The sequence below is a fragment of the Streptomyces sp. Q2 genome, from assembly GCF_056820935.1.
On sequence record NZ_JBXEJE010000024.1, the window covers coordinates 118,927 to 144,977 of the forward strand.

21 protein-coding genes and 2 pseudogenes are annotated in these 26,051 nt (G+C 70.9%); 14 read left to right on the forward strand and 9 right to left on the reverse strand.

Translation table 11 applies throughout. The features are described 5' to 3' along the window. The first annotated feature begins 621 nt into the window (after nt 1–621). Complete coding sequence (locus ACWBNA_RS26595; RefSeq protein WP_482707031.1) at nt 622–1,611, forward strand: helix-turn-helix domain-containing protein; 990 nt, start codon at nt 622–624, stop codon at nt 1,609–1,611. 3 nt (nt 1,612–1,614) lie between these two features. Here ACWBNA_RS26595 and ACWBNA_RS26600 read toward each other — a convergent pair whose 3' ends face one another. Further along, complete coding sequence (locus tag ACWBNA_RS26600; RefSeq protein ID WP_482707032.1) at nt 1,615–1,995, reverse strand: hypothetical protein; 381 nt, start codon at nt 1,993–1,995, stop codon at nt 1,615–1,617. A gap of 177 nt (nt 1,996–2,172) precedes the next feature. Between ACWBNA_RS26600 and ACWBNA_RS26605 the strand changes: the two genes are divergently transcribed. Continuing rightward, a complete protein-coding gene (locus tag ACWBNA_RS26605; RefSeq protein ID WP_482707033.1) occupies nt 2,173–2,631 on the forward strand; it encodes a MarR family winged helix-turn-helix transcriptional regulator in 459 nt (152 codons plus the stop codon). Further along, complete coding sequence (locus ACWBNA_RS26610; protein WP_482707034.1) at nt 2,628–3,821, forward strand: CaiB/BaiF CoA transferase family protein; 1,194 nt, start codon at nt 2,628–2,630, stop codon at nt 3,819–3,821. The genes ACWBNA_RS26605 and ACWBNA_RS26610 overlap by 4 nt, the downstream gene beginning before the upstream one ends. A gap of 90 nt (nt 3,822–3,911) precedes the next feature. Here ACWBNA_RS26610 and ACWBNA_RS26615 read toward each other — a convergent pair whose 3' ends face one another. Next, nucleotides 3,912–4,619: an SDR family oxidoreductase gene (locus ACWBNA_RS26615; RefSeq protein WP_482707035.1), complete on the reverse strand. Its 708-nt coding sequence runs from the start codon at nt 4,617–4,619 to the stop codon at nt 3,912–3,914. 100 nt (nt 4,620–4,719) lie between these two features. Between ACWBNA_RS26615 and ACWBNA_RS26620 the strand changes: the two genes are divergently transcribed. Then, nucleotides 4,720–5,559: a helix-turn-helix transcriptional regulator gene (locus ACWBNA_RS26620; RefSeq protein ID WP_482707036.1), complete on the forward strand. Its 840-nt coding sequence runs from the start codon at nt 4,720–4,722 to the stop codon at nt 5,557–5,559. On the opposite strand, the gene ACWBNA_RS26625 is transcribed toward ACWBNA_RS26620, so the two are convergent. The 3 genes from ACWBNA_RS26625 to ACWBNA_RS26635 form a co-directional block, all read right to left on the reverse strand. Next, a complete protein-coding gene (locus ACWBNA_RS26625) occupies nt 5,556–6,233 on the reverse strand; it encodes a formylglycine-generating enzyme family protein (RefSeq protein WP_482707037.1) in 678 nt (225 codons plus the stop codon). The two genes, ACWBNA_RS26620 and ACWBNA_RS26625, sit on opposite strands and share 4 nt — an antisense overlap. A gap of 59 nt (nt 6,234–6,292) precedes the next feature. Further along, nucleotides 6,293–7,186, reverse strand: coding sequence for a hypothetical protein (locus ACWBNA_RS26630; RefSeq protein WP_482707038.1), 894 nt, complete (start codon nt 7,184–7,186; stop codon nt 6,293–6,295). 97 nt (nt 7,187–7,283) lie between these two features. Further along, nucleotides 7,284–7,985 carry a hypothetical protein gene (locus tag ACWBNA_RS26635; protein ID WP_482707039.1) on the reverse strand — a complete coding sequence of 234 codons (702 nt, stop codon included), beginning with the start codon at nt 7,983–7,985 and terminating at the stop codon, nt 7,284–7,286. Nucleotides 7,986–8,599: 614 nt separating this feature from the next. On the opposite strand from ACWBNA_RS26635, the gene ACWBNA_RS26640 reads away from it, so the two are divergent. The 3 genes from ACWBNA_RS26640 to ACWBNA_RS26650 all read left to right on the forward strand — a co-directional run bounded on the left by ACWBNA_RS26640 (nt 8,600) and on the right by ACWBNA_RS26650 (nt 12,979). After that, the gene (locus tag ACWBNA_RS26640) at nt 8,600–9,394 is read left to right on the forward strand and encodes a pectate lyase (RefSeq protein ID WP_482707040.1); all 795 of its coding nucleotides are present in this window, start codon (nt 8,600–8,602) and stop codon (nt 9,392–9,394) included. 333 nt (nt 9,395–9,727) lie between these two features. Continuing rightward, a complete protein-coding gene (locus ACWBNA_RS26645) occupies nt 9,728–11,734 on the forward strand; it encodes a bifunctional polysaccharide deacetylase/glycosyltransferase family 2 protein (protein WP_482707077.1) in 2,007 nt (668 codons plus the stop codon). 30 nt (nt 11,735–11,764) lie between these two features. Then, a complete protein-coding gene (locus tag ACWBNA_RS26650; protein WP_482707041.1) occupies nt 11,765–12,979 on the forward strand; it encodes an LCP family protein in 1,215 nt (404 codons plus the stop codon). Nucleotides 12,980–13,000: 21 nt separating this feature from the next. Here the strand turns inward: ACWBNA_RS26650 and ACWBNA_RS26655 are convergent, their stop codons facing one another. After that, nucleotides 13,001–14,194, reverse strand: a complete 1,194-nt coding sequence (locus tag ACWBNA_RS26655; RefSeq protein ID WP_482707042.1) for a N(5)-(carboxyethyl)ornithine synthase — start codon at nt 14,192–14,194, stop codon at nt 13,001–13,003. Between the two features lie 672 nt (nt 14,195–14,866). Here ACWBNA_RS26655 and ACWBNA_RS26660 point away from each other — a divergent pair. The 3 genes from ACWBNA_RS26660 to ACWBNA_RS26670 all read left to right on the forward strand — a co-directional run bounded on the left by ACWBNA_RS26660 (nt 14,867) and on the right by ACWBNA_RS26670 (nt 16,767). Beyond that, nucleotides 14,867–15,943, forward strand: coding sequence for a fatty acid desaturase family protein (locus ACWBNA_RS26660; protein WP_482707078.1), 1,077 nt, complete (start codon nt 14,867–14,869; stop codon nt 15,941–15,943). Nucleotides 15,944–16,093: 150 nt separating this feature from the next. After that, nucleotides 16,094–16,498: a DUF2975 domain-containing protein gene (locus ACWBNA_RS26665; protein ID WP_482707079.1), complete on the forward strand. Its 405-nt coding sequence runs from the start codon at nt 16,094–16,096 to the stop codon at nt 16,496–16,498. After that, entirely contained in the window at nt 16,498–16,767 is a 270-nt protein-coding gene (locus tag ACWBNA_RS26670) for a helix-turn-helix domain-containing protein (protein WP_482707043.1), read from the forward strand. Before ACWBNA_RS26665 ends, ACWBNA_RS26670 begins: the two co-directional genes overlap by 1 nt. A 69-nt stretch (nt 16,768–16,836) precedes the next feature. On the opposite strand, the pseudogene ACWBNA_RS26675 reads toward ACWBNA_RS26670, so the two are convergent. Further along, a pseudogene (locus tag ACWBNA_RS26675) lies at nt 16,837–17,055 on the reverse strand (MFS transporter); the annotation flags it as partial. A 351-nt stretch (nt 17,056–17,406) separates the two neighbouring features. Between ACWBNA_RS26675 and ACWBNA_RS26680 the strand changes: the two are divergent. The 3 genes from ACWBNA_RS26680 to ACWBNA_RS26690 all read left to right on the forward strand — a co-directional run bounded on the left by ACWBNA_RS26680 (nt 17,407) and on the right by ACWBNA_RS26690 (nt 21,262). Further along, nucleotides 17,407–17,898, forward strand: a complete 492-nt coding sequence (locus tag ACWBNA_RS26680) for a nucleotidyltransferase domain-containing protein (protein ID WP_482707080.1) — start codon at nt 17,407–17,409, stop codon at nt 17,896–17,898. Nucleotides 17,899–18,069: 171 nt separating this feature from the next. After that, nucleotides 18,070–19,734, forward strand: a complete 1,665-nt coding sequence (locus ACWBNA_RS26685) for an alkaline phosphatase D family protein (protein WP_482707044.1) — start codon at nt 18,070–18,072, stop codon at nt 19,732–19,734. A 169-nt stretch (nt 19,735–19,903) separates the two neighbouring features. Continuing rightward, a complete protein-coding gene (locus ACWBNA_RS26690) occupies nt 19,904–21,262 on the forward strand; it encodes a carbohydrate-binding protein (protein ID WP_482707045.1) in 1,359 nt (452 codons plus the stop codon). 89 nt (nt 21,263–21,351) lie between these two features. On the opposite strand, the pseudogene ACWBNA_RS26695 reads toward ACWBNA_RS26690, so the two are convergent. Further along, nucleotides 21,352–22,357 (reverse strand): annotated as a pseudogene (locus ACWBNA_RS26695) (serine hydrolase domain-containing protein). A 127-nt stretch (nt 22,358–22,484) separates the two neighbouring features. On the opposite strand from ACWBNA_RS26695, the gene ACWBNA_RS26700 reads away from it, so the two are divergent. Further along, entirely contained in the window at nt 22,485–23,153 is a 669-nt protein-coding gene (locus ACWBNA_RS26700; RefSeq protein ID WP_482707046.1) for a TetR/AcrR family transcriptional regulator, read from the forward strand. A gap of 106 nt (nt 23,154–23,259) precedes the next feature. Here the strand turns inward: ACWBNA_RS26700 and ACWBNA_RS26705 are convergent, their stop codons facing one another. After that, on the reverse strand, nt 23,260–25,908 hold the full coding sequence (locus ACWBNA_RS26705) for a cellulosome protein (RefSeq protein WP_482707047.1): 2,649 nt from the start codon (nt 25,906–25,908) through the stop codon (nt 23,260–23,262). Between the last annotated feature and the right edge of the window lie 143 nt (nt 25,909–26,051).

Here is a 26,051-nt window from a genome sequence, read left to right on the forward strand (position 1 = left end):
GCGCAGTCGGCGTGGCTGGGCAGGCTCTTGGGCGGCGACCACTGAGGCACCGACCGGGCCTCCGGACCACACGCCGCAACAGGCTTCGCCCGCAGGCAACACACCCGCAGACCGCCAACGCAGCGCAGTCCGTCCGGCTGCGAAGACTCCTGGGCAGCGACCACAGAGGCACCGACCGGACCTCCGGACCACACGCCGCAACAGGCTTCCCCCGCAGGCAACGCACCCGCTGACCGCCAACGCGGCGCAGTCGGCGTGGCTGGGCAGGCTCTTGGGCGGCGACCACTGAGGCACCGACCGGGCCTCCGGACCACACGCCGCAACAGGCTTCGCCCGCAGGCGACACTCCCGCAGACCGCCAACGCTGCGCAGTCCGCCCGGCTGCGTAGACTCCTGGGCTGCGACCACTGAGGCACCGACCGGGCCTCCGGACCACACGCCGCAACAGGCGTCGCCCGCAGGCGACACTCCCGCAGACCGCCAACGCAGCGCAGTCCGCCCGGCTGCGAAGACTCCTGGGCAGCGACCACTGAGGCACCGACCGGCCTCCGGACCACACGCCGCAAGTGGCCGCATCCCGCAGGCTCCCCGGAACGGGACCGCATAGCGCACCATGGACGCATGAAAGAGCTGGCCGGGCGCCTGACCGCGCTGGACCCGGACGCCGGCGCCGCCGTCCGGGTCATCGCCTACTTCGACCGGCTGGCCGAGTCCCGGGCCGGGCTGGAGGCGCTGGTCCGTGGGGCCGCGGTGCTGGCCGGGGTGCCCGCGCGGCTGGTCGACGCCGACCGGCGGGTACACGTCCGCGTCGAGGCCGACGGCACCCGCCGGGACACGGACCGTCCACCGGACGCTGCCTGGCCGTCCGCCGCGCTGGCGCCGGGCGGGGTCGCCGCCCTGTGGCTGGAGCGGGCGGAGGCGGCGCCCAGCGTGGTCGACGCCGTGATCCTGGAGCGGGCCGCCGGCGCCGTACGGCTCGTCCTCGACCGCACCCGGGGGCGGGCCCGCGCCGACGATCCCGCACTGATCGAGACGGTCCTGGACGCCTCGGCCCCGGAACCGGCCCGGCTGCACGCGGCCCGCGGGCTGGGCCTGGACCCCGCGGCACCGGCACGCGCCCTGGCCCCGCGCGAGGGCCGGCCCCGGATCGTCGCCGCGCACCCGGATGCCTCACTCCCCACCGGGCGGCTCGGCGTCGGGCCCGCCGTCCCGGTCCTGGACCTGCCGCGTTCCTGGGCCGCCGCCCGTACCGCCCTGCGGTTCACCGCGGACGGCACCGCGCAGGACCCCGGACCGCGTGTGGTGTACGCCGACGAACTCGGCGGCATCGCCCTGCTGGCCGGCCTGGTCGCCCCGGGCGCCGAACCGCCGCCCGACGTCCGGGCGCTGGAAGCGGCGGCCGCGACCACGCCCTGGCTGCCGGCCACCCTGCACGCCGTGGCCGCGACGGCGAGCCTGCGCGCGGCGGCCGCCGAGATCAACGTGCACCACTCCACGCTTCAGGACCGGCTGACCCACGCCGAGCACCTGCTCGGCTGGCCCCTGCGCACACCGCAGGGCCGGCTCAGACTGCAGCTGGCCCTGACGATGAGGCACCTGGCACGGTCGTAGCGGTCACGCGGGCGCCGAGGGGCGGTCACCTGGTCGGAACTCGTGGACGACCTGGATCCTGCCGACGATGTGGTCGTTGAACTCGTCCAGCTCCTCGGCGGGAACCCACAGTTCGAGGATCGTCCGGCCGCCGGCCCGCTGGACGGGGTAGCGGCCGAGGAACTCGGTGTCGACCTCGAAGCGGGTGACGTAGCCGGCGCCGTCGTGCTTGACGTTCCAGTCCCGGGCGATCCGGACCGCGTAGTCCTCGTTGAGGACCGGGTAGAAGATCGGCTGCTCGGGCAGTCGTGGCGGCCAGGCACGCCAGTCCAGCGCACGGACCAGCGCCAGCTCCATGGGTCCGGTGGGACGCCAGAGGGTGGTGGTGGCTCGACGGCCGGTCATGGGGCTCACTCTCCGTGCCTGGTGACAGTGGGGGTCCGGACCCTATCGGGGGCGCGTGCGGGACGGCCACGGAGTTATAGACAATGCTTGCATGCGCGCTATAAGCGCATACGCTGGAAATTTCAAGCATGCCCTATCCTGGATGGTCAGTCACCTCGGGACGGAGGAGCAGGCCCCATGACCGCCACAGACCCCGCACTCACCGCTCTCGCGCAGGGCTGGTGCGCCCTCTCCCTGCTGCACGGCAGGATCGAGGCCCACATCGAGCGGGCCCTGCAGGCGGGACACGACCTGAGCGTGCGCGAGTACTCCCTGCTGGACGTCCTCGGCCGCCAGCACGACGGCGAGGGCGGCCACCTGCAGATGAAGCAGGTCGCCGACGCCGTCGTCCTCAGCCAGAGCGCCACCACCCGCCTGGTCACCCGCCTCGAGGACCGCGGCCTGCTCTCCCGCTACCTGTGCCCCACCGATCGCCGCGGCATCTACACCGACGTCACCCCCGCCGGTCGCGAACTCCTCGAAGAAGCCCGCCCCACCAACGAGGCAGCCCTGCGCGAAGCCCTCGACGAGGCCGCGCGGAACCCCGAACTCGCCCCGCTGGTACGGGCCGTCGAGACCCTCGGCGCAGCCGCATGAGCCTGCCGCCGCTTCCGCTGTCCGGGATCACCGTGGTCAGCCTGGAGCAGGCGGTCGCCGCTCCCTTCGCCACGCGGCAGCTCGCCGACCTCGGCGCCCGGGTCATCAAGGTGGAACGGCCGGGCGACGGCGACTTCGCGCGCCGCTACGACACGACCGTGCACGGCCACTCCAGCTACTTCGTGTGGCTCAACCGGTCCAAGGAGTCCCTCACGCTGGACCTCAAGGCCCCCCGGGGCCGCGAGATCCTGCACGAACTCCTCGACGGCGCCGACGTGTTCGTCCAGAACCTCGCACCGGGAGCCGCCGACCGGCTCGGCCTGGGCGTGGACCTCCTCCAGGAGCGGTGGCCGCGGCTGATCCCGTGCACCATCTCCGGCTACGGCACGACCGGCCCGTGGGCCGGCCGCAAGTCGTACGACCTGCTGGTGCAGTGCCAGACGGGCCTGGTGTCCCTGACCGGCACCGCCGACGAGACCGCCCGCGTCGGCATCTCGGTCGCCGACATCGCGGCCGGGATGTACGCCTACACCGGCGTCCTCACCGCCCTGTTCACCCGCGCCACCACCGGCACGGCACACCCGGTCGAGGTGTCCCTGTTCGAGGCGCTGGCCGAGTGGATGGGTCAGCCCGCCAACTACACCCGGTACGGCGGCACCCAGCCCCCGCGCCTGGGCACCCAGCACGCCACCATCGCGCCGTACGGCGCCTACACGGCCGCCGACGGCAAGGACGTGCTGTTCTCCATCCAGAACGAACGCGAGTGGGTCGCGCTGTGCGCCGACTTCCTCGGGCGGCCCGACCTGGCCGGCGACCCGCGCTTCGCCACCGGCTCCGACCGGGTCGCCCACCGCGAGGACCTCAACGCCGTCGTCGCCGAGCGCGTCGCGCGCTCCGACGCCGAGGAGGTCCTGAAGGACCTGGAGACCATCGGCATCGCCTGCGCCGGGGTCAACGACATCGCCGGGTTCCTCGACCACCCGGTCCTCGCCGCCCGTGGCCGCTGGCGCGACGTGGGCGTACCGGGCGGGGAAACGGTGCGGGCACTGCTGCCGCCGGCCGACCTGGCGGGGCTGCCGGCGCGCATGGACCCCGTACCGGGCGTGGGCGAGCACACCGAGGCGATCCTCACGGAACTCGGCCGCGGCCGCGACGACATCGAGGCACTGCGGGCCGACGCCGTCATCTGAGCACGCCGTCATCTGAGCACGCCGTCATCCGAGCACGCCGTCATCCGAGCGAGGAGGACCGCCTGCGGAGCTGCCGGGGTCGGCCGGGTCTCACCAGGGCAGTCGGCCCTCGGCGTCGAAGTAGCCTCCGGTGGGACCGTCCGGGGCCACCTGGGCCATCCGCACGATGATCTCGGCGCCCTCCTCGACGGTCTGCGTGCCCGTGTTCCCGTTCAGGTCCGTCGCGGTGTAGCCGGGCTCGACGGCGTTGATCCGCATGTCCGGGAACGCCTTCGCGTACTGCACGGTGATCGCGTTGACCGCCGTCTTCGACGTCGGGTAGGCGACACCCGGGTAGAAGGACGCCGGATGGTCCGGGTCGGAGAGCGCGGTCAGCGAGGCCAGGCCGCTGCTGACGTTGACCACGACCGGCGCGGCCGACCGGCGCAGCAGCGGGAGGAAGGCGTGGGTGACGCGGACCACGCCGAAGACGTTCGTGTCGAACACGGTCCGCATCTGGTCGGCGGTCACCTCCGCGGCGCCGATCACGCTGTTGCCCTCTCCCCTCGCCTCGATTCCGGCGTTGTTGACGAGGACGTCGAGTCCGCCCTCGGCCTCGACGGTCTTCGCCGCGGCCTCGACGGAGGCGTCGTCGGTGACGTCGAGGAGGACGAACCGGGCGCCGATCAGTGCGGCGGCCCGGCGTCCGCGCTCGGCGTCGCGGCTTCCGAGGTGGACCGTGTGGCCCGCGGCGACGAGCCGGCGAGCGGTCTCGAAGCCCAGGCCCTTGTTGGCTCCGGTGATCAGTGTTGTCGTCATGCGTCCAGGTTCCGGCGCGGTGCCGCGATCGGCCAGAGACCCTTCTTCCTGGGAGTGCGGGTACCAGGCACGTCCTGGGCGGACGGTGTTCACTGGGGGCATGACTGCGACGGAACTCGGACACGCACTGCGCCGCTGGCGCGACCGCGTCTCCCCCGAGGCGGCCGGTCTGCCCACCGGCGACAGGCGGCGCGCTGCCGGGTTGCGGCGCGAGGAACTGGGCTTGCTGGCCGGGATCTCCGTCGACTACGTCACCCGCCTCGAACAGGGCCGGGCATCCCACCCGTCCGGGCAGGTCGTCGAGGCCCTGGGGCGCGCGCTGCGCCTGACGGGGGACGAGCGGGCCTACCTGTTCCGGCTGGCCGGGCTGGTGCCGCCGGGCCCCGAAACGGTGCCCGCCCACATCACACCCAGCGTCCAACGGCTGCTGGACCGGCTGGTGGACACTCCCGTCGGGGTCTCCGACGCGGCCTGGACGCTGCTCCTGGCCAACCCGATGTACGCGGCGCTGATGGGTGATCCGTCGGCACTGCGCGGCTTCGAACGCAACGGCGTCTGGCGCAACTTCATGGGTGCGAGCACCCGGGTCCGGCACACTCCGCAGGAGATGCGCGCCTTCGAGGTCGCCATGGTCTCCGAACTGCGCGCGACCGCCCAGAGGTACCCGACGGACCCGCAACTGGGGCGCCTGATCGTGGAGTTGCGTGCCAACAGCGCACGGTTCGCCGAGCTGTGGGAGGCGGGCGTGGTGGGCCGGCTGGAAGGCTCGCGCAAGACCGTCGAGCATCCGCAGGTGGGTGTGCTGAGGCTGGACTGCGACGTGCTCAGCGTGGCGGGCAGCGATCTGCGCGTCATCGTCTACACGGCCCGGCCCGGCACGGAGGACGCCGAGCGGCTGCGGCTGCTCTCGGTCCTCGGCATCCAGACCCTGGTCGGCTAGCCGTACGTCGCGGAACGCGTGACGCGGAACCCCACGTCGTCCACCCGGAACGTCGGATGGCTGCGCCGGCGTACGGACGCCCGGCAGCTCCAGTGCTCGTCGAACCAGCCGCCGCCCCGAAGGACCCGGTAACTGCCGTAGACCTCCGGGTCGTAGAGATCCCAGCACCACTCCCAGACGTTGCCGAGCATGTCGTACAGACCCCACGGGTTCGGCCGTCTGCCGGCCACCTCGTGGAGCCGTTCGTCCGAGGTGCCGCGGTACCAGGCGATCTCGTCGAGGGGCCCGTACCGCGGCCCGGTGGTGCCGGCGCGGCAGGCGTGCTCCCACTCCGCCTCGGTCGGCAGCCGGTATCCGTCGGCGTCCGCGTCCCAGTCGACTCCCTCGCCGTCGGAGTGGAGGTGGTACGCGGGCGTCAGGCCGGCGCGCTCGGACAGTGCGTTGCAGAACCGGAGCGCGTCCCACCAGGAGACTTGCTCGACGGGTAACCGGTCGCCGCGCGCGGCGCTGGGACGCTGCCCCGTCACCTGGGCGTACAGCTCCTGGGTGACGGGGTACGCGGACAGCCGGTAGGGCGCGAGTCCGACCTGCCAGCTGCGTTCGGTCCGCCGGTCGGCCAGCGTGACCTGTCCGGCGGGGACGGCGATCATCTGGTGCTCCGCGCTCAGGTTCATACGCGGATGATCTCACCGGGCGGAGAGCCGGCCGGATGGATGATCCGCTACGACGGGTCTCAGTAGCCGTAGCGGTTCTTCACGTGACGCCAGAAGTCGCGGAACATCCACGTGTCGAACTGGGTGATCTGCGCGGCACTGCCCGCGTTCATGAGGAAGCAGCACTGGCCGGTCGGGGTCCAGTCGTAGAAGTCGTCGAGGCCGAAGGTGTGGCCGACCTCGTGCAGGTAGATGTGGATGTTCTCCTGGTCCAGCGCGCCGGTGAAGTACTCCTGGCCGACCCGCTGGCCCCAGTCGCCGCCGGCACCGCCCTGGAATCCCTTGGTCAGCCACAGCGACTGGTCGTAGTGGCGGGCCGCGCCGCCCGGGCACCTGGAGTAGTCGCCGTCCTGGTGGAAGAAGCGGCCGCAGTCCGGCGCGCACTGCGGGGCGCCGCCGTCGTCGAGGTTGCCCGCGTAGATGTCGACGGAGTTGTCGGTCCACTGCAGGGTGGAGCGGGACTTGACCGCCCAGCCGACGATGTTGACGGGGACGGTGGTGTACGGCCAGGCGTTGTGTCCCTTGCCGCCTTCGACCATCGCCGCCATCCACTTGCCGAACTGCTTCTTCAGGGCGGTGTGGATGCGGTCGCGCAGGGCGGCGCTGACGGGGGCGTCGGACTCCCAGCGGACGCAGTAGTTGACGCTTCCCTTGTTGGCCATGACCTGGTCCCAGCCGTAGTTCCGGAAGCCGTACAGGTCCGGGTAGGTCGACTGGACGTGGTTCCAGACCTCGTTCAGGGGCTGGACCAGGTTGGCGGGGGGATTCCAGTCGTCGGCGGCCTGGGCCGGGAGGGCCGCGGCCCCGGCCGGGTTCGCCGCCGCCTGTGCCGGGATCGCCGACATGCCCGGCAGGGCGAACACTGCGGCCAGGGCGGCGAGGACGGCGATCAGACGCGCGATGCGGGTGCGCATGGTGAACTCCCTTGGTGGGGTACGGGATTTCACCTTCGTGTCGCCGCCGACGCCCGGCGGGTTGCCGCGTTCTTCCCCGAAGGGGGTACGGCCCGGTTCAGCCGGCCGGCGGTGCCGCCGCCGGCAGGTCCGCCGTGGGCACGCCGGTCAGCTCCGTCGCCCCCGTGAGGTCCGCCGTGGGCACGCTGGTCAGCTCCGTCGCCGCCGGGAGGTCCGCCGTGGGCACGCTGGTCAGCTCCGTCGCCGCCGGGAGGTCCGCCGTGGGCATGGTGGTCGCCCCTGTCGCGCCGCCGCCCAGCAGCCCCGTGACCAGTCCGACCACCGGCGTCAGCAGCCCCGTGACCTGGCCCAGCACCGCGTCCAGGTCGAGCGAGGTGAGCGCCCCCAGGATTCCGTCGACCGACGACTGGAGCTCGGCGAGCAGATCCGAGACCGGGTCGGCTGCCGCGGCCCCCGGCACCGCAGAGGCCAGCCGCTGCTGAACAGCGGCATGCGAGGTCCGTACGGCGTGTTCGTACGCGGCGGCCTCTGCCGGGTCGAGACGACCGTCCTCCGACACGGCGATGGAGCGCACCGCGTCGACGAGCGGGGTGAAGACGGCGGTGCGGTCCGCGCTCTCCAGGGCGTCGAGCCGTGCCATGACGGCGTCCGCCGCCGGGGCGGAACGTGCCACGGCGGCCCGGGCCGCGGCCTCCGTGGAGGTGTCGCTCGCGGCAGCGGCGGTGCCGGCTGGGACGAGCAGCAGGGCCGAGCACAGCAGGGGCGGCAGGAGGAGACCGCGGGTTATCAGGGGACGCATGCACGTTCCTTTCCATGACGCTGTTCCTGCGCCCACCGTGGAAAGCCCCGTGATCCGCCGCAACCGTTCCGGACGCCGGTGTCCCGTCCCACGCCTCGGCGAGTGCCCGCTGACCAGCATTTTTCCCGGGCCGCACGGCTCCTTTCGACGGTACGGGCGCGTTCGCCCGTCAGGGTGCGCCGCCTTGTCCTGCCGCTCCGTCGTCGGCACTTGGCGGCGAGCCGCGTCGCGTCGCGGCCGCCGCCGCCCGGGCGGCCGACACCTTGTCGCCAAGCCGTCGGCGCCGACGACCGGCGGAGAATTCCGGCAACCTTTGCGGGAGCGGTGGCGACTGGTGGGTGACGCGCTCCACGAACCGCGAACCGCCGAACGAAGGTCACCCCGTGAGTACAAGAGCAGCCCTGCACCGCCGGACGCGGCGCGGGAGAACGAACCGTCGCACTGTTCTGATCAGCGTGGTGGCCACCGCTCTGGTCGGGGGCGCGATCACCGGGGGCCTGCTGATGAGGTCACCTGACTCCGGACCGGTGGCGGCCAAGTCCTTGTCCTCGCCGCCCGCTTCGGCGTCGTCTTCCCCTGCGGCTTCGGCATCGGCTTCCTCCCCCTCACCGTCCGTGTCGGCTTCCGCCTCGGCCTCGGCCTCGGCCTCGGCTTCGGCTTCAGCGAGCAAGAGCGCGTCCGCGTCCGCCGCCAGGCGCCCCTCACCCGTCTCCGCCCTCGGTTCCTGGCCTACCGCCACCGGAGGCAGGGCGGTGACGTCCACCATCAAGGTCTCCGGCAGCTACGACGGCGGCCTGCGACGTTTCTACGGCTCCGGCGCCCTGGGCGGAGCCGGGCAGGACGAGGACCAGGACCCGGTCTTCGAACTCGCCGACGGAGCCGTCCTGAAGAACGTCGTCCTCGGCGCGCCGGCCGCCGACGGCGTGCACTGCCTGGGCAGTTGCACCCTGCAGAACGTGTGGTGGCAGGACGTCGGCGAGGACGCGGCCACCTTCAAGGGCACCTCGCCCTCGGCCACGTACCTCGTCGTCGGCGGCGGGGCGCGCAAGGCGGACGACAAGGTCTTCCAGCACAACGGCGCCGGCACACTGACGATCAGGAACTTCCAGGTCGCCGAGTTCGGCAAGCTCTACCGCTCGTGCGGCAACTGCGAAACGCAGTACAAGCGCCACGTCGTGATCGAGAACGTGAGGGTGACCGCCCCCGGCAAGGTGCTGGCCGGCGTCAACGCCAACTACGGGGACACCGCGACCCTTTCCGGTGTGACGATCGTCGGCGGCAGCGGCAGGGACATCACGGTCTGCGAGCGCTTCCAGGGCAACACCACCGGCGCGGAACCCAGCAAGGTCGGCAGCGGCCCGGACGGCACGTCCTGCCGCTACGACGCGTCGGCCATCGCCTACAAGTGACCGGACGCCGAGTTCCTGTGAGGCTCGGTGTTACGGCCATGCAAGCGAAAAGCTGTGGCTAGACTCGCGCCCCATGCGTAACTCCAGTCCCGTCAGGCAGTGGAAGAAGACGTCCCCTCGCGCCTCGCGCCCCGACACCCACGACTGGAGAAGAACGGCCCGGAACGTGGCTCGTCGGGGCGCGAGGCGCTTCAAGTCGCCTGTGCCACAGGCCACTTGCCCTCTGCTCGGCACCTCGGCCGCAAGGGGGGACGACGTCCCGTGACAGCACGGCACAAGCAGTCCCGCGACCCGCGCGGACACTGGCTGTTACTGATACTCGTCCTTCCCGCGATGTTCGGGGCCCTGCTCTTCGAGGGGTGGACCAACCACGAGGTCGACGCGGCGAAGACCCGGTCCGCCTGCACCTCGCCCGTACCCGACGCCGTGGCGGGCGGCGGCCCGGTGGTGGGGATCAACCGCAACGGGATACAGACCGGCTCGATGCCCGCCCGCACCGTCGCCCTCACCTTCGACGGCGGCCCCGACCCCGTGTGGACCCCGCGCCTGCTCGACCTGCTGCGGCAGCACCGGGCACGCGCCACCTTCTTCCTCATCGGCTCCCAGGCGGCCCGCCATCCCGACCTCGTACGGCGGATCCGCGACGAGGGGCACGAGATCGGCTCGAACACCTACACCGGCGCCGCCCTGGGTGAGACGTCGTCCGCCCGCTTCGCCGCCGAACTGGACCTGACCCAGAGCGCGTTGGCGGGAACCGCGGGCCTTCGCACCAACCTGCTGCGGATGCCGCGGACCACCTCGCCGGACACCCTGTGCGGCCGCGAGTGGCAGGCGGCACGGCGCGCCACCGCCCAGGGCTACGTCCTGGTCGCCGCCGACAAGGCGTCCCGGAAACCGGCCCAGGGCCTGGTCCGGCAGCTCAGCCAGACGGCAACCGCGTACCGGCAGACGGAGAAGCTGCTCGAGAACCGGGGTGTCGACCGCTTCACCACCGTCTCGGCGGGACTCCGGCTCACCCCGTACGCCCCGGTGTCGGCCCTCGAGCGGTGGGGCGGCACCACCCTCGTCCAGGCCACCAACGTCGGGCACGCGTTCTCGAACGCCATGACCTGGACGCTCGGCATCGCGGGCGCTCTCGGGGTGCTGCGCCTGACGCTGCTCGCCGTCTTCGCACGGGCTCACGTCCGGCGTCTGGAGCAGTCCCGGCCCGGCGCGCCCTGGCTGCGGGAGGTGACGGAACCGGTGACGGTGCTCGTGCCCGCCTACAACGAGGAGGCCGGGATCGAGTCCACCGTCCTTTCCCTGCTCGCCTCCGACTATCCCCACCTGCAGATCATCGTGGTCGACGACGGCTCGACCGACCGTACGGCGGAGCTCGCCGAGGGCATCCGCGATCCGCGCGTGCTGGTGATCCGCAAGCCCAACGGCGGAAAGGCCGCCGCACTCAACACCGGCCTCGCCTACGCGAGTCACGGCATCGTGGTGATGGTCGACGCCGACACCGTCTTCGAACCGGACGCCATCCACCATCTCGTGCAGCCGCTGGCGCACCCGGCCGTCGGCGCGGTCAGCGGCAACACCAAGGTCGGCAACCGGCGCGGCCTGCTCGCCAAGTGGCAGCACCTCGAGTACTGCTTCGGCTTCAATCTCGACCGCCGGATGTTCGAGGTGCTGGAGTGCATGACCACCGTCCCCGGTGCCATCGGGGCGTTCCGCCGGGACGCGCTGACGGGCGTCGGCGGGGTCAGTGACGACACCCTCGCCGAGGACACCGACCTCACGATGGCGCTGTGGCGGGCGGGCTGGCGGGTGCTCTACGAGGAGTCGGCCGTCGCCTGGACCGAAGTGCCCACCTCGCTGCGCCAGTTGTGGCGCCAGCGCTACCGCTGGTGCTTCGGCACCATCCAGGCCATGTGGAAGCACCGCGGTGCCGTCCTGGAGGTGGGCGTGGCCGGGCGCTTCGGCCGGCGCGGACTCACCTACCTCGCACTGTTCCAGGTCGTCCTGCCGCTGCTCGCGCCGGTCATCGACGTCTTCGCCCTGTACGGGGTGCTGTTCCTCGATCCGCTGAGTTCGGCCGCGGTGTGGTTCGCCTTCCTGGGCGTCCAACTGGTCTGCGCCGGATACGCGTTGAAGCTCGACGGGGAGCGCAGGCGGGCCTTGTGGTCGATGCCCTTCCAGCTCTTCGTCTACCGCCAGTTGATGTACCTGGTCGTCATCCAGTCCGTCGTCGCCGCCCTGTTGGGCAGCCGGCTGACGTGGCAGCGCATGAAGCGTTCCGGTACGGCCGCTGAACAGATCGGAGGTCCGGCCTCGTATAAGAGCCTGCCGACGAGATGATCCCGATGTGGTGAGGGACTGAGCAGGCTGATGAGTGACGGGACCGACCGCCCGGCGGGCCACTACGACCTGAGCGGTGGTGTGAGGGAGCCACCGGGCGTCGTCACGGGACGGGTGACGCGAGGGAACGCGGCCTTGCCCACGACGCGTACGGCACCACTGCCGGGCATGCCCTCCCCCGCCACTCCGGGCCGCACGAACCACGGGCGCGGGCCTGCCGGGGAAGCGGGCGGCCGTCGCTCTCCCAAGCCGCCTCCCACCCGGCGCCGCAGGGTCACGCGGCTGGCGGTCCTCCTGGTCTGCGCGCTGTCCGTCTCCGGCGTCGGTACCTACGTGTGGGCGGACACCGAGCTCGACCAGGAGGTCGACCTCGGTGCGCTGCCGGACCGCCCGGCGGACGGGCGGGGAACCAACTACCTGATCGTGGGCTCCGACAGTCGCGAGGGCCTGTCCGAGCAGGCCCGGAAGGACCTGCGCACCGGCTCCGCCGAGGGCCGCCGCACCGACTCGATGATCCTGCTGCACACGGGCGCCAACGGCACCACGATGATGAGCCTGCCGCGCGACTCGTGGGTGACCCTCCCGCCGTACGTCCGTCCCGAGACCGGCAGGAACCACCGCGCCGAGCCCGACAAGCTGAACGCCGCGTTCTCCCTCGGCGGCCCCGACCTGCTCGTGCGGGCCGTGGAACGCAACACCGGGCTGCACGTCGACCACTACGCGGAGATCGGCTTCGCGGGCTTCGTCGGCGTGGTGGACGCGGTCGGCGGCGTGGACCTGTGCCTGGACCGTGCCGTCAAGGACGAGAACTCGGGCGCCGACCTGGCGAAAGGCTGCCAGACCCTCGACGGCACCCAGGCGCTGGCGTTCGTCCGGCAGCGCAAACAGGAAGCCCAGGGCGACCTGGGACGCACCCGCAACCAGCAGAGGTTCCTGGCCGCGCTCGCCGAGAAGGCCGTCACTCCACAAACGCTGCTCAACCCCGCGAAGGCGTTCCCGGCCCTCGGCGCGGGCCTCGACACGCTCGTCGTGGACAAGGACACGGAGCTACCGGATCTCATGTCGCTGTTCCAGGCGATGCGGGGCGTCACGGCGGGCGGCGGCAGACAGATCAACGTGCCCGTCTCCGACCCCGCCCTCGCCACCTCCAAGGGCAGCGCCGTGAAGTGGGACGACCGCCGGGCGCGGAAACTCTTCGCGGAACTGAGGGACGACCGGCCGGTCACGCTCCCGCGGGAGAAGTGACCACGCCCGGCCGGCGGTCTGTCAGGCCGGGTGGGCCGAGGAGCTCATCGCCGGGGTGCGGGCACCGGCCGGGGCCTCGGGGGCGTGGGGATAGGCGGCCGTCCGGTGCTGGAAGGACAGGATCTTCGGGTTCTGCACGACACCGTCGCAAATCTCGATGGCCTTGCTGACCGTGACGTCGGCGTCCCAGGCCTCGGGGCCGCTCATGACCTTGCGCAGATACGGCAGGAGCGCCTCGCTGATCTCCCACGTCGCGGAGTTCCACAGGTGGGACGGACTGTGGTCCACCGCGTAGTAGTGGCAGCCCCGGCCCACCGTGTGCATCGGCTCGCCGAAGGTGGTCGGCCGGGCCCACTCGAAGCCCATGCCCTCGTCGCAGGAGACGTCGATGAAGATGGTCCCCGGCCGGAACAGGGCCAGCTCCTTGTCGGTGACGAACGTCAGCGGCGCGTCGGTGTCCTGAAGGACACAGTTGACCACGATGTCGAACCCGGCCAGGTACTCCGCCATCGGCACGGAACCGGCCGCGGTGACGGCCCGCAGTCGTGAGGGATCCTCCTCATGCTCCTCGAAGTGGCCCATCACGACCGACGGCATCGGCGAGGCCACCGCCGCCGCGGCGCGTTGGGTGAGCACCGTGACGTCGGAGACGCCCATGGCGCCCAGGCCCGTGACCGCTCCGCGCGCCGTGGCGCCGAAGCTGATGACCGCCGCGCGCATGCGGCGCCCGTAGCTGCCGGTCAGCCCGCCGAGCTGCAGGGCGTGCAGCACCGAGCAGTAGCCGGCGAGTTCGTTGTTCTTGTGGAACACATGGACGCTGAAGGCGCCCGTGGAGGTCCAGTGGTTCATGGCCTCCCAGGCGATGAGGGTCAGCCGTCGGTCGATGGCGAGCTGGGTCATCTTCTCGTCCTGCACGCAGTGCGGCCATCCCCACAGCACCTGGCCCTCGCGCAGCGCGGCCACGTCCTCGTGCACGGGTTTGGGCAGCAGCAGCACGTCGCACTCGGCGACCAGTCGCTCACGGGAGCGCAGGCCCGCCACGAGCGGCCGCAGGGCGTCGTCGGCGACACCGAACCGGTCCCCGTACCCCTCTTCGAGGAAGATCCTCTCGCGGACGTCCGGCGCGATCCGCTCGATGTGGGCGGGGTGCAGCGGCAGCCGGAACTCGTTCTCCTTGCGGGAAGAGGCGAGTACTCCGAGGGTCTTCAGGCTCATGCGCTTCCTCAATCATTCAGTTTTGTGGTGCCGGGGTCATGCGTGAGGTCCCGGGATGCCTCTCGGGACCTCGGGAAACAGGAAACCGCCGATGCGGGGCGCGGCGCGGAACGGGATACGGACGGCCTGTGCCGTGCTCCGAGGGCGACGCCGAAAGGATGACGGCGTGCGAGGTGCGCTCGATACCGCAACCGTACTCCTCCGCCGGCCCCGGAGCCGACCGTCCGGGCGTGGCCCGGCCGCTGCCCGGCCCGGCCGGGAACCTTGCCGGCACCCCGGACGTTGTAAGGAGTGGTTGTAGTTGAAGTTTGCGAACGTGTGAGCGCCCGCGGAGTTCTGACAGGCGGGCGCTTCGTTCTTTCGGGGTTTTCTTCGACGGCTGGCGACCAGCAGCCCGGAATACGCGCGAGCGCGCGTACTCCGACGTACTCGCCATCTCGAAGGAGACCGCACATGGCCGACCTTTTCGCCCCCCACTCGGCGATCGACACCTCGATGTTCCTGCGGGCCGACCAGGTCCGCGCGCTCTGAGGACACCCCGTTTTGATGCAGGCCCGCGCCGCGGGCCCGCATTGCGTTGCTTCCCCACGGGCCTCACGCATCCGACGCCCTGCCCCCGCGCCGGCACCGGCCCGCACGCACTTCGAAAGGCAATCCGTGACCACTGACATCATGAACCGGGGCACCGATCCGGCAGATCCCGCCGGGACCACACAACCCCCGCCCGGCAGCCGGGGCAGCGACTACGCCGTGCTGTCCCGCGAGGTGAAGCAGAGCGGGCTGCTGAAGCGGCGCCCGGGCTACTACTCGGTCAAGGTCGGGGCGAACCTGCTTCTGCTGGCCGCCGGATGGACCGCGTTCGCCCTGATCGGGGAGTCGTGGTGGCAGCTGCTGACCGCCGCCTTCCTCGCGGTGATGTTCACCCAGACCGGGTTCATCGGACACGACGCCGGGCACCACCAGATCGCCGCCTCCAAGCGCGTCAACAACCTGCTGGGCCGGGTGCACGCCGATCTGCTGATCGGCCTCAGCTACGGCTGGTGGATCGCCAAGCACAACCGGCACCACTCCCACCCCAACCACGTCGACCGCGACCCCGACATCGCCGACGGCGCGATCGCCTTCACCGAGGACCAGGCGCGCGTGCGCACCGGGGCGTACGCCTGGCTGGGCCGTCACCAGGCCTGGCTGTTCTTCCCGATGCTGCTCCTGGAGGGGCTCGCCCTGCACGTGGCCGGCGTACGGGCGCTGTTCGACCGCGCCGGTACCCGTGACTCGCGCGCGAGCAGGCTGTCCGGGGCGGGACTGCTTATCGCGCACCTCGTCGGCTACCTCGCGGCCGTGTTCCTGGTCCTGCCCCCTGTTCAGGCCGTGTGCTTCATCGCCGTGCACCAAGGACTGTTCGGGCTGTACATGGGGTGCTCGTTCGCGCCCAACCACAAGGGCATGCCCATGTTCGCCAAGGACGACAAGGTCGACTTCCTGCGCCGACAGGTACTCACCTCACGCAACATCCGGGGCCACCGGCTCACCGACTTGGCCCTCGGCGGTCTGAACTACCAGATCGAGCACCACCTGTTCCCCTCCATGCCGCGGCCCAGCCTGCGCCATGCCCAGGAGATCGTGCGCACGTTCTGCGCCCGGCACGGCATCGCCTACCACGAGACCGGGCTCCTCGACTCCTACGCCCAGGTACTGCGGCACCTCCACGCGGTGGGCGGACCGCTCCGCCCCGAACTCGAGTACTGATCCGTCGCAATCGCCGTCTGATGCGACCCCGCTTGCCGCACCTATCGAATATCGATAAATTTCCATCGTTTCTCGATCGAAAGAGAGACGAAGGGGAAGCTGACAGTGCTCGTGGTGCTGCTCGCCGGTTCGGTGGGCGTGCAGGCGGTGATGGTGCCACTGCCGGCCGCCGACCTGCGGGACTTCGACCGGCGCACGCCGGTCCTCGTGATCGTGGTCCTCGGGATGGTGACGGTCCAGGCCGTCCTGGTCTGCGTGTGGCGGTTGGTGACGATGGTGCGGCGGGGAACGGTGTTCTCCGCCGCCGCCTTCCGGTACGTGCACACCGTCATCGGCGCGATGGTGTCGGCCGCGCTCCTGGTGTTCGCGCTCGGAGTGGTCCTGGCGCCGGGCGAGGATGTCGCCCCTGGCGTCGTGCTCCTGCTGGGCGGGATCGCCCCGGGCATCCTGGGCGTCGCGCTCATCGTGCTCGTACTGCGGATGCTGCTCGCCCAGGCCGTCGCACGTGACGTCGAAGCGGCGCAGCTGCAGGCCGAGCCGGCCGAGGTGATCTGATGCCGATCGTCGTCGACATCGACGTCATGCTCGCCAAGCGGAAGATGTCCGTGGGCGAGCTCGCGGACCGCGTCGGCATCACGCCCGCCAACCTGGCGGTGCTCAAGAACGGCCGCGCCAAGGCCGTGCGCTTCGCGACCCTCGCCGCGCTCTGCGAGGTGCTCGAGTGCCAGCCGGGAGACCTGCTGCGCTGGGAGGCCGAGGACACCGGCGACGAGCTCGCCGCCCTCCAGACCACACCGGCGCCGCCTGGCGGCACGGAGGGATGACCACGGTGTTCGCGGCGACCGCGGGAACTCGGGTCGACGGCGGGCCGATCAGCCGGCGCCGCCGGGCCGGAGGTTCTGCACGGTGAGCTGCATCCAGGTGCCGGCGTTCGACACGAAGTTCGCGACGGACCACCAGCGCATGCTGCGGTACCGCAGGGACCGCCACGGCGAGCGTGAGGCCTCCGTGACCGGAGCCGCAGAAACGTTCGAGGCGGAGGCAGAGGCGGGGGCGGGGGCGGGGGCGGGGGCGGGGGCGGGGGAAGACGAAGGCGAGGATGCGGAAGACACGGTGCGGTAACCGAGTGGCGAGGCAGGAAGTCGAACGGGTCGGCGAAACCGAGGGACGCCGGCTGCGCCGCGCGGTCACTCCACCGAGTCGGTCACGGCGCGGACCATCGTGGCAGACGGGACGGGCGAGCCGACGACCGCGCACCCCGCCGCAGCGCGCTCCGGGCACCAAATCCCCCTCGCCCACGAGTGCTTGCCGCGCCGAGTGTGGTTGCTCACCGACCCGTCGGGCCGCCGCCTCGCGCGGGGCCGCCGGGGATCTTCCGGCGTCCCGGGCGACCTCATCTCGGTGATCGGACGGCACCCGAGCGTGCGCCGAACGAGGCGAAACGGTTCTAGCCTGTGCCGGTGATGACAGCCGACGACGTGGTGTCCGTCCTGGCCTTGCTGCGGCGGGCGGAGGTGGACGTCTGGATCGGTGGCGGATGGGGAATCGACGCCCTGATCGGCGAGCAGACCCGAGACCACCGTGACCTGGACCTGATGCACCGGCAGGACCAGGAGGCCACGGTGACGGCAACTCTCGCGGAGGCGGGTTTCGCCGAGAGTCTGGACTGGAGGCCCGTCCGGTTCGTCGTGACGGCTCCCGACGGGCGGGAGATCGACCTTCACCCGCTCGTCTTCGCCGCGGACGGCTCGGCGGAACAGGCCTCACCCGAACCGGACCGTCCCTTCCCCTACCCGTCCTCGTGCTTCGTGACGGGCACGATCCGGGGGCTGCCCGTCCCGTGCCTGTCCGCCGAGCAGCAGGTCTTCTTCCACCAGGGATACGAGCCGTCGCACCGCGATCGGCACGACATGGCACAACTGCGCCGCGCCTTCGGGATTTCCACACACTTCTGATCGACGGCGCGGCCCGGCGCGAGGCACGAAAGACGGCCCCGACGCTCTCAGGATCCCGCACCTGCCGTAATTGCGATCTTTGCCTGCTTAGCATTCAGGCGTCTGCTTCATACGGCTTTGTCGTACGTGGCTCACAGGTCCTTCGTGCAACCCACCGCGAGAGGAGACCCCATGGCCTCGACAGGCCTTCGTAGATCGCTGCTGCAGGACACCTCTTCGCGACACGACCCCGAACTGCGGGCCGCCGCCCGGCACTTCGGGCGGCGCCGCTTTTTCACGGTCACCGCAGCGGCCGCCGCCCTTGCCTTCACCACCAACCTGCCGGCCCGCGGCGCGGCGGGCTCACGCGAACTCGACGCGGCGAGGATCTCCTCCGATCCGTTCACGCTCGGCATCGCCTCCGGAGACCCGCTCCCCGGCTCCGTACTGCTGTGGACCCGGCTCGCCCCCGCCCCGTATGAGACGGGCGGCGGTCTGCCCGAGCAGTACGTCGTCGTCCATTGGGAGCTGGCCATCGACGAGCGCTTCGCCCTGACCGTCCGCAGCGGTGTCGCCGTCGCCTATCCCGAGTACAACCACTCCCTGCACGTCGAGGTCGAGGGCCTCGAGCCCGACCGCGTCTACTACTACCGGTTCAAGACCGGAGCCTGGATCAGCGAGACGGGCCGTACCCGCACGGCGCCTGCCACCACCGCCGCCGCCGCGACGCTCAAGTACGCCGCCGTCGCCTGCCAGGCGTACCACGACGGGTACTACACGGTGCACCGCCACCTCGCCCAGGACGACGTCGACGTGGTCCTCCATCTCGGGGACTACCTGTACGAGTACGCCGTGAACTCCACCGGCGGCGCGCGCCAGTACACGGACCGGAAGCTGCCCGACGTCTTCAACCACGAGGCCACGACGCTGGAGGACTACCGGCTGCGCTACGCCCTCTACAAGAGCGATCCGGACCTGCGGGCGGTGCATGCCGCGCACCCCTTCGTCGTGACCTGGGACGACCACGAGACGGAGAACAACTACGCGGGTTCCATCAGCGAGAACGACGACCCGCCGGAGGTGTTCCTGCTGCGGCGCGCCGCCGCCTACCGGGCGTACTGGGAGAACCAGCCGCTGCGCAGCGCGAAGTTGCCGAGCGGTCCGGACCTGCGGCTCTACCGTCGACTCCAGTGGGGCACGCTCGCCCAGTTCGACGTCCTCGACACCCGGCGGTACCGCTCCGACCAGTTGTACGGGGACACCAAACACGTTCTCGGCGCCGAGGTGGACGACCCGTCGCGCACCATCACCGGGGCCTCGCAGGAAAGCTGGCTGATCGACGGCTGGCACGCCTCGCAGGCCCTGTGGAACGTGATGCCGCAACAGGTCTGCTTCTCGCAGCGCAAACTCGACCTCAACGCCGAGGCGAAGATGTCGATGGACGCCTGGGACGGCTACCGGGCCTCGCGTCGGCGGATCCTCGACGGGGCGAAGTCGGCCGGGGTCGAGAACCTCGTGGTGATGACCGGGGACGTGCACGTCGGCTACGCCTTCGACATCAAGGACGACTTCGACGATCCGGCGTCCACCACCCTGGGCACGGAGATCGTCGCCACGTCCGTCGCGAGCGGCAGGGACGGCGTCGAGAGGCCCCCCAACTGGGACACCTACCTCAAGGCCAACCCGCATCTGAAGTTCTACAACGGGCAGCGCGGCTATGTGAGGGTCGAACTGGACCGGCAGGCGGCCCGGGCCGACTTCAAGACCGTGTCCGCCGTGACGACGCCGGGGGCGCCGATCAGGACCACCGCGTCCTTCGTGTCCGAGGCCGGCAACCCAGGCCTCACGCCCGTGTGAGGCACCCGTACCCGGTATGCCGGCCCGTCAGCATCCCGTACTCCGCCGGGCGGGCTGTTCCTGTCGTCCGATGCGCGGAACGGCCGGGAAGCGGACATCTTCTGAGCCCTTTTCGGCAAAACCTAGGGTTTCGAGGCCCTTCCGCCACCGAAGACCGAGGAGACACCCGATGGTCCACAGACACGCCGGAGTCGGCTGTGCCGCCTTGACGGTGCTCGGCGCCCTCGTGCTCACGGGGCTACCCGAAGCCGCGGCCGTCGAGCCCCCCGCGCCGGCGCCCACCGCAGCCGAGACGCTCGGCGCCGCCGGCCCGTCGCCCGTGGTACTGAGCGCACTGCGGCGCGATCTGGGCTTGACGGACAGCCAGGCCAGGACGCGCCTGGTGAACGAGGCGGAGGCGGGCACGCGCGCCGGCCGGCTGCAGAACGCGTTGGGCAAGCACTTCGCGGGCGCATGGGTGCGCGGGGCGACCTCCGCCGAGCTGACCGTCGCGACCACCGACGCGGCGGACGTCGCCGCCATCGAGGCCGGTGGAGCGCGGGCGGCGGTCGTCAAGACCGGGCTGGAGGACCTGCGCAAGGCCAAGGCGAGGCTGGACGGCGCCGTCACCGGCAAGGCCCTCGACACGCCGGTCCGGTACGTCGACGTGCGGACCAATCGGGTGACGGTGCAGGCGACGAGCCGTGCCGCCGCGGACAGGCTCATCGCGGCCGCCGGCGTCGGCCGGGGGGTCGTGAACGTCAGGGTGTCGGCGGACCGGCCTCGCGCCCTGCACGACGTCCGGGGCGGTGACGCCTACTACGTCGACGACATGGCTCGCTGTTCCGTGGGGTTCGCCGTCACCAAGGGCGACCAGCAGGGGTTCGCCTCGGCCGGCCACTGCGGGAGGGCGGGGGCCAAGACCACCGGCTTCAACAAGGTCGACCAGGGCACCTTCCAGGCCTCCGTCTTCCCCGGTCAGGACATGTCGTGGGTGGGCGTCAACAGTGACTGGACCGCGACGCCCGACGTGAAGGCGGAAGGCGACCAGAACGTCCAGATCGCCGGCTCGGTTCAGGCCCTGGCGGGCGCCGCGATCTGCCGGTCCGGTTCCACCACGGGCTGGCACTGCGGAACGATCGAGCAGCACGACACCAGCGTCAGCTACGCCGAGGGCACCATCGACGGCGTGACCCGCACGACGGTGTGCGCGGAGCCGGGCGACTCCGGTGGCTCCTACGTCTCGGGAACCCAGGCCCAGGGCGTCACGTCGGGCGGCTCCGGCGACTGCACGAGCGGCGGAAACACCTTCTACCAGCCGATCAACCCGCTGCTCGGCGAGTACGACCTCACCCTCAAGACCGTTACGGGCGAGAGCGGTACGCCCGCCCCCCAGGACAGCCAGTCGGGCGGCTGGGCCACGGGGCAGGTCTACGAGGTCGGAGCGCGGGTGACCCATGACGGGGTCTCCTACCAGTGCCTGCAGGCGCATCAGGCGCAGGGCGCCTGGCAGCCCGCCCTCACACCGGCCCTGTGGCAGCGCCTCTGACGACCGACGATGACGCCCCGGCGCGAGGTCCTGGTCCACGGACTCGGTCCTCGCGCCTGCCATGACCTCGGGCCCGCCCGGCTCCTCGGCTATGCCTCGGCCAGAAGCGCGTACGCGGTCGGCACGAAGGCGTCGCGGGCGCGGAAGCGGCGGGTGCACATGGCGGCCGGCGCCGTTCCGGTGTCGGGCCGGAAGCCCAGGAATGCCTGCTGCCCCAGTGTGGCCCCACCGTGGAAGTACATCGGGCCGTCCTCCGTGGGGTGTTGGAACCAGGCCACCGTGTGCCGGTGCCGGTGCCCGAGACCGCGCCGGAGCACGGGGTGGCGTACGGCCCGCAGCGCATCGGCCAGGGGCCTGCCCGACGGGTCCAGGTGTGCTTCGAGGAACGTGAGCAGGTCGTCCGGGGTGGCCCGGACGGCGGCGGCCGCCTGGAAGCCGCCGACGAACAACGGGGGCGTGGGTGTGATGCCGTCCCTGCGGTGTCCGGTGGCGGCGGTGTCCGGGTCGCCGGGACACAGGACGGTCTCGCTCAGCCGGAGCGGAGTCAGCACATGACCGGTGAGCAGGTCGTCCCACGGGGTCGCGGTCGCCGCCGCCGGGGAGTGACCGAGCACGGCGACACCGAAGTTGGAGTAGTGCCGGCGGGTGCCGGGCCGGCGGTGGTGCCGATGGCGCAGAAACGCGTCGACGACCCGCTCCGCCGGATAGCGGGCGTAGGGGTTGGTGCGCCACGCGGGCAGGGCCCGGACGAAGAAGTCGGCCGGCAGGGCGGGCAGTCCGGAGGTGTGGGTGATCAGGTGGGCGAGCGTGACGGGTTCCGGGCCGGCTCACCCGCGGACAGCAGATCTGACTGTGTCCGGTGCGCCAGCAGCAGTCCGGTGAACGTCTTGGACGCCGACCCCAGTTCGTAGCGCAGCCGATGGCGCGGAACGGGCGGGGGCGGCGCGGTGCCCGCGCACCGCACGGTGCGGTGACCGTTCCGGGAGGCGCGAAGACGACGTCGGGCGCGTCCACGGCGCTGACGGTCGCGTCGAGCCGCCGCACCACCTCGCCGTCCGAAGGCACGTCCCAAGACCTCTCCTTCCATGTGACTATATGGGAGAGAGTTATGCAAAAAACCTGAGTATGTCTTTTTTATTCTCGGGAAGGCCGAACTGTCCCCGGTTCACGGCCAGTTCTGGCTGACGATTCCATCAGAGATGTGATCACTTACACTGCGGCCATGAAGCCAGCACGCTCGGGGACCCCTGACGACGCGAAGCCGGTGTCCCGGCTGGAACGCCGGAAGGCCCAGACCCGCCAGAAACTAATCGACGCCGCACGGGCGATGCTGGCCGACGACACCGCTCGCCACGCGAGCATCCAGAGCATCACCGAGGCCGCCGACGTCGGCTTCGGCTCCTTCTACAACCACTTCTCCAGCAAGGACGAACTCTTCGAGGCAGCCGTCGACGACGTACTGGAGGAAACCGGGGCGCTGTTCGACCAACTGAGCACCGACGTCGACGACCCGGCGGCCGCCTTCGCCCAGTCGGTCCGGCTGGCGCTGCGCGTGAACCGGTCGCACCCCGACATGGCGAAGGTGCTGGTACGCCACGGCTTGTCGTACATCGACTCCGACCAGGGCCTGGCACCCCGCGCCCTGCGCGACATCCGCGCCGGCGTCACGGCCGGCCGGTTCCAGGTGGAGAACACGCGGCTGGCCCTGGCGACCGTGGCCGGCTCACTGCTGGCCACCTTGCATCTGTCCCTGTCCGACCCCGAACTCGTCGACGACCGCGCGTGCGACCAGGTCGCCGAGCAACTGCTGCGCATGCTCGGCCTGCCGCCCGACGAAGCCAGACAGCTCGCCACGGCGCCACTGCCCGACCCGGACGCCCCCCGGTCCTGACTCGACGCGGCCCCGGCACGGGCACCCGCCCGGCCGAGGCCCTTCCCCCGTGGTGGGCGGGCGGGTCGTCGTCGCCCGCCCACCATGCCCGGGCTTGGAGGGCGGGCTACTTCTGCGTCAGGGGTGTGACGGCGATCTGGTCGATCACCGGCGCGTAGGGGGATCGCTGGTCGTACTGGTTGTAGGTGTCGCCGTTGAAGTCCGGCAGTTCCTCCGCCGTGAAGGTGAGCCGGTTCGCGCCCTTCTTCAGCGTGACCGGGACCGTGAGGTCACGGAAGTCGTTGAAGTGGAAGGTCGTCGGGAACAGCACCCGGCGGGCCGGTCCGCCGTTGACCGAGAGGTCGGCGTGCCGGGCGATCGGGTCGGGGTTGTAGTGGGTGGCGGGCGCCTGTTCGGCGTTGGAGTAGCGGATGGTCACCGCGTGCCGTCCGGACCTGGCGGCCGTCACGTCGAAGGTGAGGGAGTTGGCGGTGCCGTTGCCGATGTCGGTGACGGACCTGCCGTTCGCGGCGAAGGTGTACTGGTCGGTCGTTCTGGCCGCTCCGGAGAGCGTGCCGTCCTCGGCCTGGTACACGGTGGGCACCAAGGTGCCCTCGGACGGCGACACCCTGAGCCGGTCGAGCACCAGTTCACGGGAGGTGCCGGTGACGGTGATCTTGTTGATGCCGGCGGACAGGAACATCTTGACCGCGTCCGTACCCGGCTCCCCGCTTCCGATCCTCGGACGGTCGAGTTCCTCACCGTTGAGCGACAGGCTCGCCTTGCCGCCGCCGAGGTGGTCGACGGACACCGTCGATTCGCCGTCGGTGGGTGAGTGGACCCAGAAGGTGGCGGAAGCGCGCTTGGGCAGGGGCACCGCGCCCGGGCCGGAAGCCCCGGCGTGCGTGTAGTCGGGGCGGGTTCCGGTGACAGTGGCGTACTCGGCCTCGTAGATCGCCGGCTGGGTCACGTGCTGGTCGCGCAGGGCCAGGTCGAGCTTGTCGATGATCGCGTCGCCCTTGGTGACGCCGAGGTCCGCGTCCTTCGCGGCGAGGGTGATCCGGTGCTTGCCGGCGGTCAGTTCCACTGTGGTGTCGGTGTGGCCCCAGACCACCCACTTGTAGCCGAGCGGCATCCGCAGCTCCTGCGGGTCCTTGCCGTCGACCCGCAGGAAGACGTTGGTGGGGCCCTGTTCCCTCACCCTGGCGTCCAGGTTGTAGGAGTTGGCGAAGACGCTCAGGTCGTACGTGCCGTCCTGCGGGACCTCCACGTCGAAGGCGAGCACGCCGTCGGAACCGGTGCGCAGCCCGCCGACGTTGTAGTCGCCGGACGTGGCGAACTTGCCGACGTCGGAGGGCGTGCCCTCAGGCCCGTTCCTGGAGTAGCCGCCGCCGGTGTAGGTGGCGTTCTCCGCCTCGTACGTGGTGCGCCAACTCGTCGACGGTGTGGCCGGCTTCCCGCCGTTCCCGCCCGGGGAGAGGATGACCTGGTACGCGGACATCGCGTTCATGCCGGTCATCGGCAGGGTCACGCTGCCGTCCGCGCCGACCGCGACCTCATGGTCCGCCAGCCGCAGCGGCTCGGCCGAGTCGCCGACCTGTCCGGTCCACGGCATCTCCTGCACCGTGGCGTGCACCGTTGTCCCGAACAGCTTCGGGTCGACGTTCTCGAAGACGACGTCGGCGTCACCGCTCTTGCCGCCGAACAGCACCCTGGACTGCTTCTTGCTCTTGTCGAGCGTGGCCACGCCCTGGAGGGTGTACTGCTGGTTGGGGTGCGGGGCGGTCACCGCGACCGTGCGCCCGGACATCTGGCCGTAGGCGTTGAACAGCCACCACTGGCCGTTGCCCTTGTTGGCCTCCACGGCCGAGTCGTTGAGGTTGCCGTCGATGTTCCAGTACGCCAGGTCGGCGTCGATCTTCGACTCCTCGATGGCGGACACCCACTGGACGACCTGGCCGGGCACGGAAAGGTGGTAGTTGTGCCCGTACTCGTTGACGTTGATCGGCAGCGGGCCGACCCCGGCCTCCTTCTCCATCTGCCGGTACTTCGCCACGTTGATGCGGACCGCGGCGGGCGACGACAGCTCGTGCCAGGTCATCACGTCCGGGACGACGTCATGCGCCTTGGCGTACTGCAGGAACCCCTTGACCTCGGGGTAGAGGACGGAGGTGTTCGGGCCGGCGATCCGCGCGTCCGGGTCCAGGCTCCTGATGAGCTGGTACGCCTCCTTCCACGCGGCGAAGTAGTACTGCGGGTCGGTGCGCCAGGAGACGCCGTTGTAACTCCACTTGCCGGTGCCGAACATGTTCCCTTCGGGTTCGTTGAAGGGGACGTAGACGACGTTCTTCTTGTAGTCGCCCATCGTCAGGACCTGTTGGACCTGCTTCTTGATCTTCTCCTTGAAGTCGGCGAGCCGCGCCGGGCCGTCCGCGCCGGGCCACTCGTAGGGGAAGCCCCGGTAGATGTCGGTCATGTAGATGTAGACGTCCTTGCCGCCCGAGTCCACGAACGACGGCAGGATCTCCAGGGCGTCCGCTCCCGGGTGCTGCGGACCGTCCTGCGCCTTGGTGGACACCGTGCGGACGTGCATGCCCTCGATGAGGTTGCGGCTCGGTACTCCGTCGCCGTAGATCCCGTACAGCGTGCCGCCGGCACCGCCATGGAAGGCGCCGGTGTCGGTGGCGAGGTCGATGACGAGCTGTTCCGGCTCGGCCGCCCGGGCCGGACCCGCGGCGGGCACGGCGAGCATGGTGGCGAGGACCGAGGCCATCATGACGCCGGTTCCCGTGGTTCTTCTTGGTCGCACTGCGGTCTCCAGTTTCGTGATCGAACCGGTTCGAATACCGGGCGGCGCTCCGGGCCTCACGTCGGCCAGGAGGCGTTATCGCAGGTCAGAGCGTAGGACCGGGATTCAGT

Excerpts from the sequence above, each read along its gene's own strand:
- ACWBNA_RS26690 (WP_482707045.1), top strand. The coding sequence starts at position 19,904 with ATGGTCCACAGACACGCCGGAGTCGGCTGTGCCGCCTTGACGGTGCTC.
- ACWBNA_RS26670 (WP_482707043.1), top strand. The coding sequence starts at position 16,498 with ATGCCGATCGTCGTCGACATCGACGTCATGCTCGCCAAGCGGAAGATG.
- ACWBNA_RS26680 (WP_482707080.1), top strand. The coding sequence starts at position 17,407 with ATGACAGCCGACGACGTGGTGTCCGTCCTGGCCTTGCTGCGGCGGGCG.
- ACWBNA_RS26700 (WP_482707046.1), top strand. The coding sequence starts at position 22,485 with ATGAAGCCAGCACGCTCGGGGACCCCTGACGACGCGAAGCCGGTGTCC.
- ACWBNA_RS26635 (WP_482707039.1), bottom strand. The coding sequence starts at position 7,985 with ATGCGTCCCCTGATAACCCGCGGTCTCCTCCTGCCGCCCCTGCTGTGC.
- ACWBNA_RS26620 (WP_482707036.1), top strand. The coding sequence starts at position 4,720 with ATGACTGCGACGGAACTCGGACACGCACTGCGCCGCTGGCGCGACCGC.
- ACWBNA_RS26645 (WP_482707077.1), top strand. The coding sequence starts at position 9,728 with ATGTTCGGGGCCCTGCTCTTCGAGGGGTGGACCAACCACGAGGTCGAC.
- ACWBNA_RS26625 (WP_482707037.1), bottom strand. The coding sequence starts at position 6,233 with ATGAACCTGAGCGCGGAGCACCAGATGATCGCCGTCCCCGCCGGACAG.
- ACWBNA_RS26615 (WP_482707035.1), bottom strand. The coding sequence starts at position 4,619 with ATGACGACAACACTGATCACCGGAGCCAACAAGGGCCTGGGCTTCGAG.
- ACWBNA_RS26610 (WP_482707034.1), top strand. The coding sequence starts at position 2,628 with ATGAGCCTGCCGCCGCTTCCGCTGTCCGGGATCACCGTGGTCAGCCTG.
- ACWBNA_RS26650 (WP_482707041.1), top strand. The coding sequence starts at position 11,765 with ATGAGTGACGGGACCGACCGCCCGGCGGGCCACTACGACCTGAGCGGT.
- ACWBNA_RS26655 (WP_482707042.1), bottom strand. The coding sequence starts at position 14,194 with ATGAGCCTGAAGACCCTCGGAGTACTCGCCTCTTCCCGCAAGGAGAAC.
- ACWBNA_RS26660 (WP_482707078.1), top strand. The coding sequence starts at position 14,867 with ATGAACCGGGGCACCGATCCGGCAGATCCCGCCGGGACCACACAACCC.
- ACWBNA_RS26665 (WP_482707079.1), top strand. The coding sequence starts at position 16,094 with ATGGTGCCACTGCCGGCCGCCGACCTGCGGGACTTCGACCGGCGCACG.
- ACWBNA_RS26595 (WP_482707031.1), top strand. The coding sequence starts at position 622 with ATGAAAGAGCTGGCCGGGCGCCTGACCGCGCTGGACCCGGACGCCGGC.
- ACWBNA_RS26630 (WP_482707038.1), bottom strand. The coding sequence starts at position 7,186 with ATGCGCACCCGCATCGCGCGTCTGATCGCCGTCCTCGCCGCCCTGGCC.
- ACWBNA_RS26605 (WP_482707033.1), top strand. The coding sequence starts at position 2,173 with ATGACCGCCACAGACCCCGCACTCACCGCTCTCGCGCAGGGCTGGTGC.
- ACWBNA_RS26600 (WP_482707032.1), bottom strand. The coding sequence starts at position 1,995 with ATGACCGGCCGTCGAGCCACCACCACCCTCTGGCGTCCCACCGGACCC.
- ACWBNA_RS26705 (WP_482707047.1), bottom strand. The coding sequence starts at position 25,908 with ATGATGGCCTCGGTCCTCGCCACCATGCTCGCCGTGCCCGCCGCGGGT.
- ACWBNA_RS26685 (WP_482707044.1), top strand. The coding sequence starts at position 18,070 with ATGGCCTCGACAGGCCTTCGTAGATCGCTGCTGCAGGACACCTCTTCG.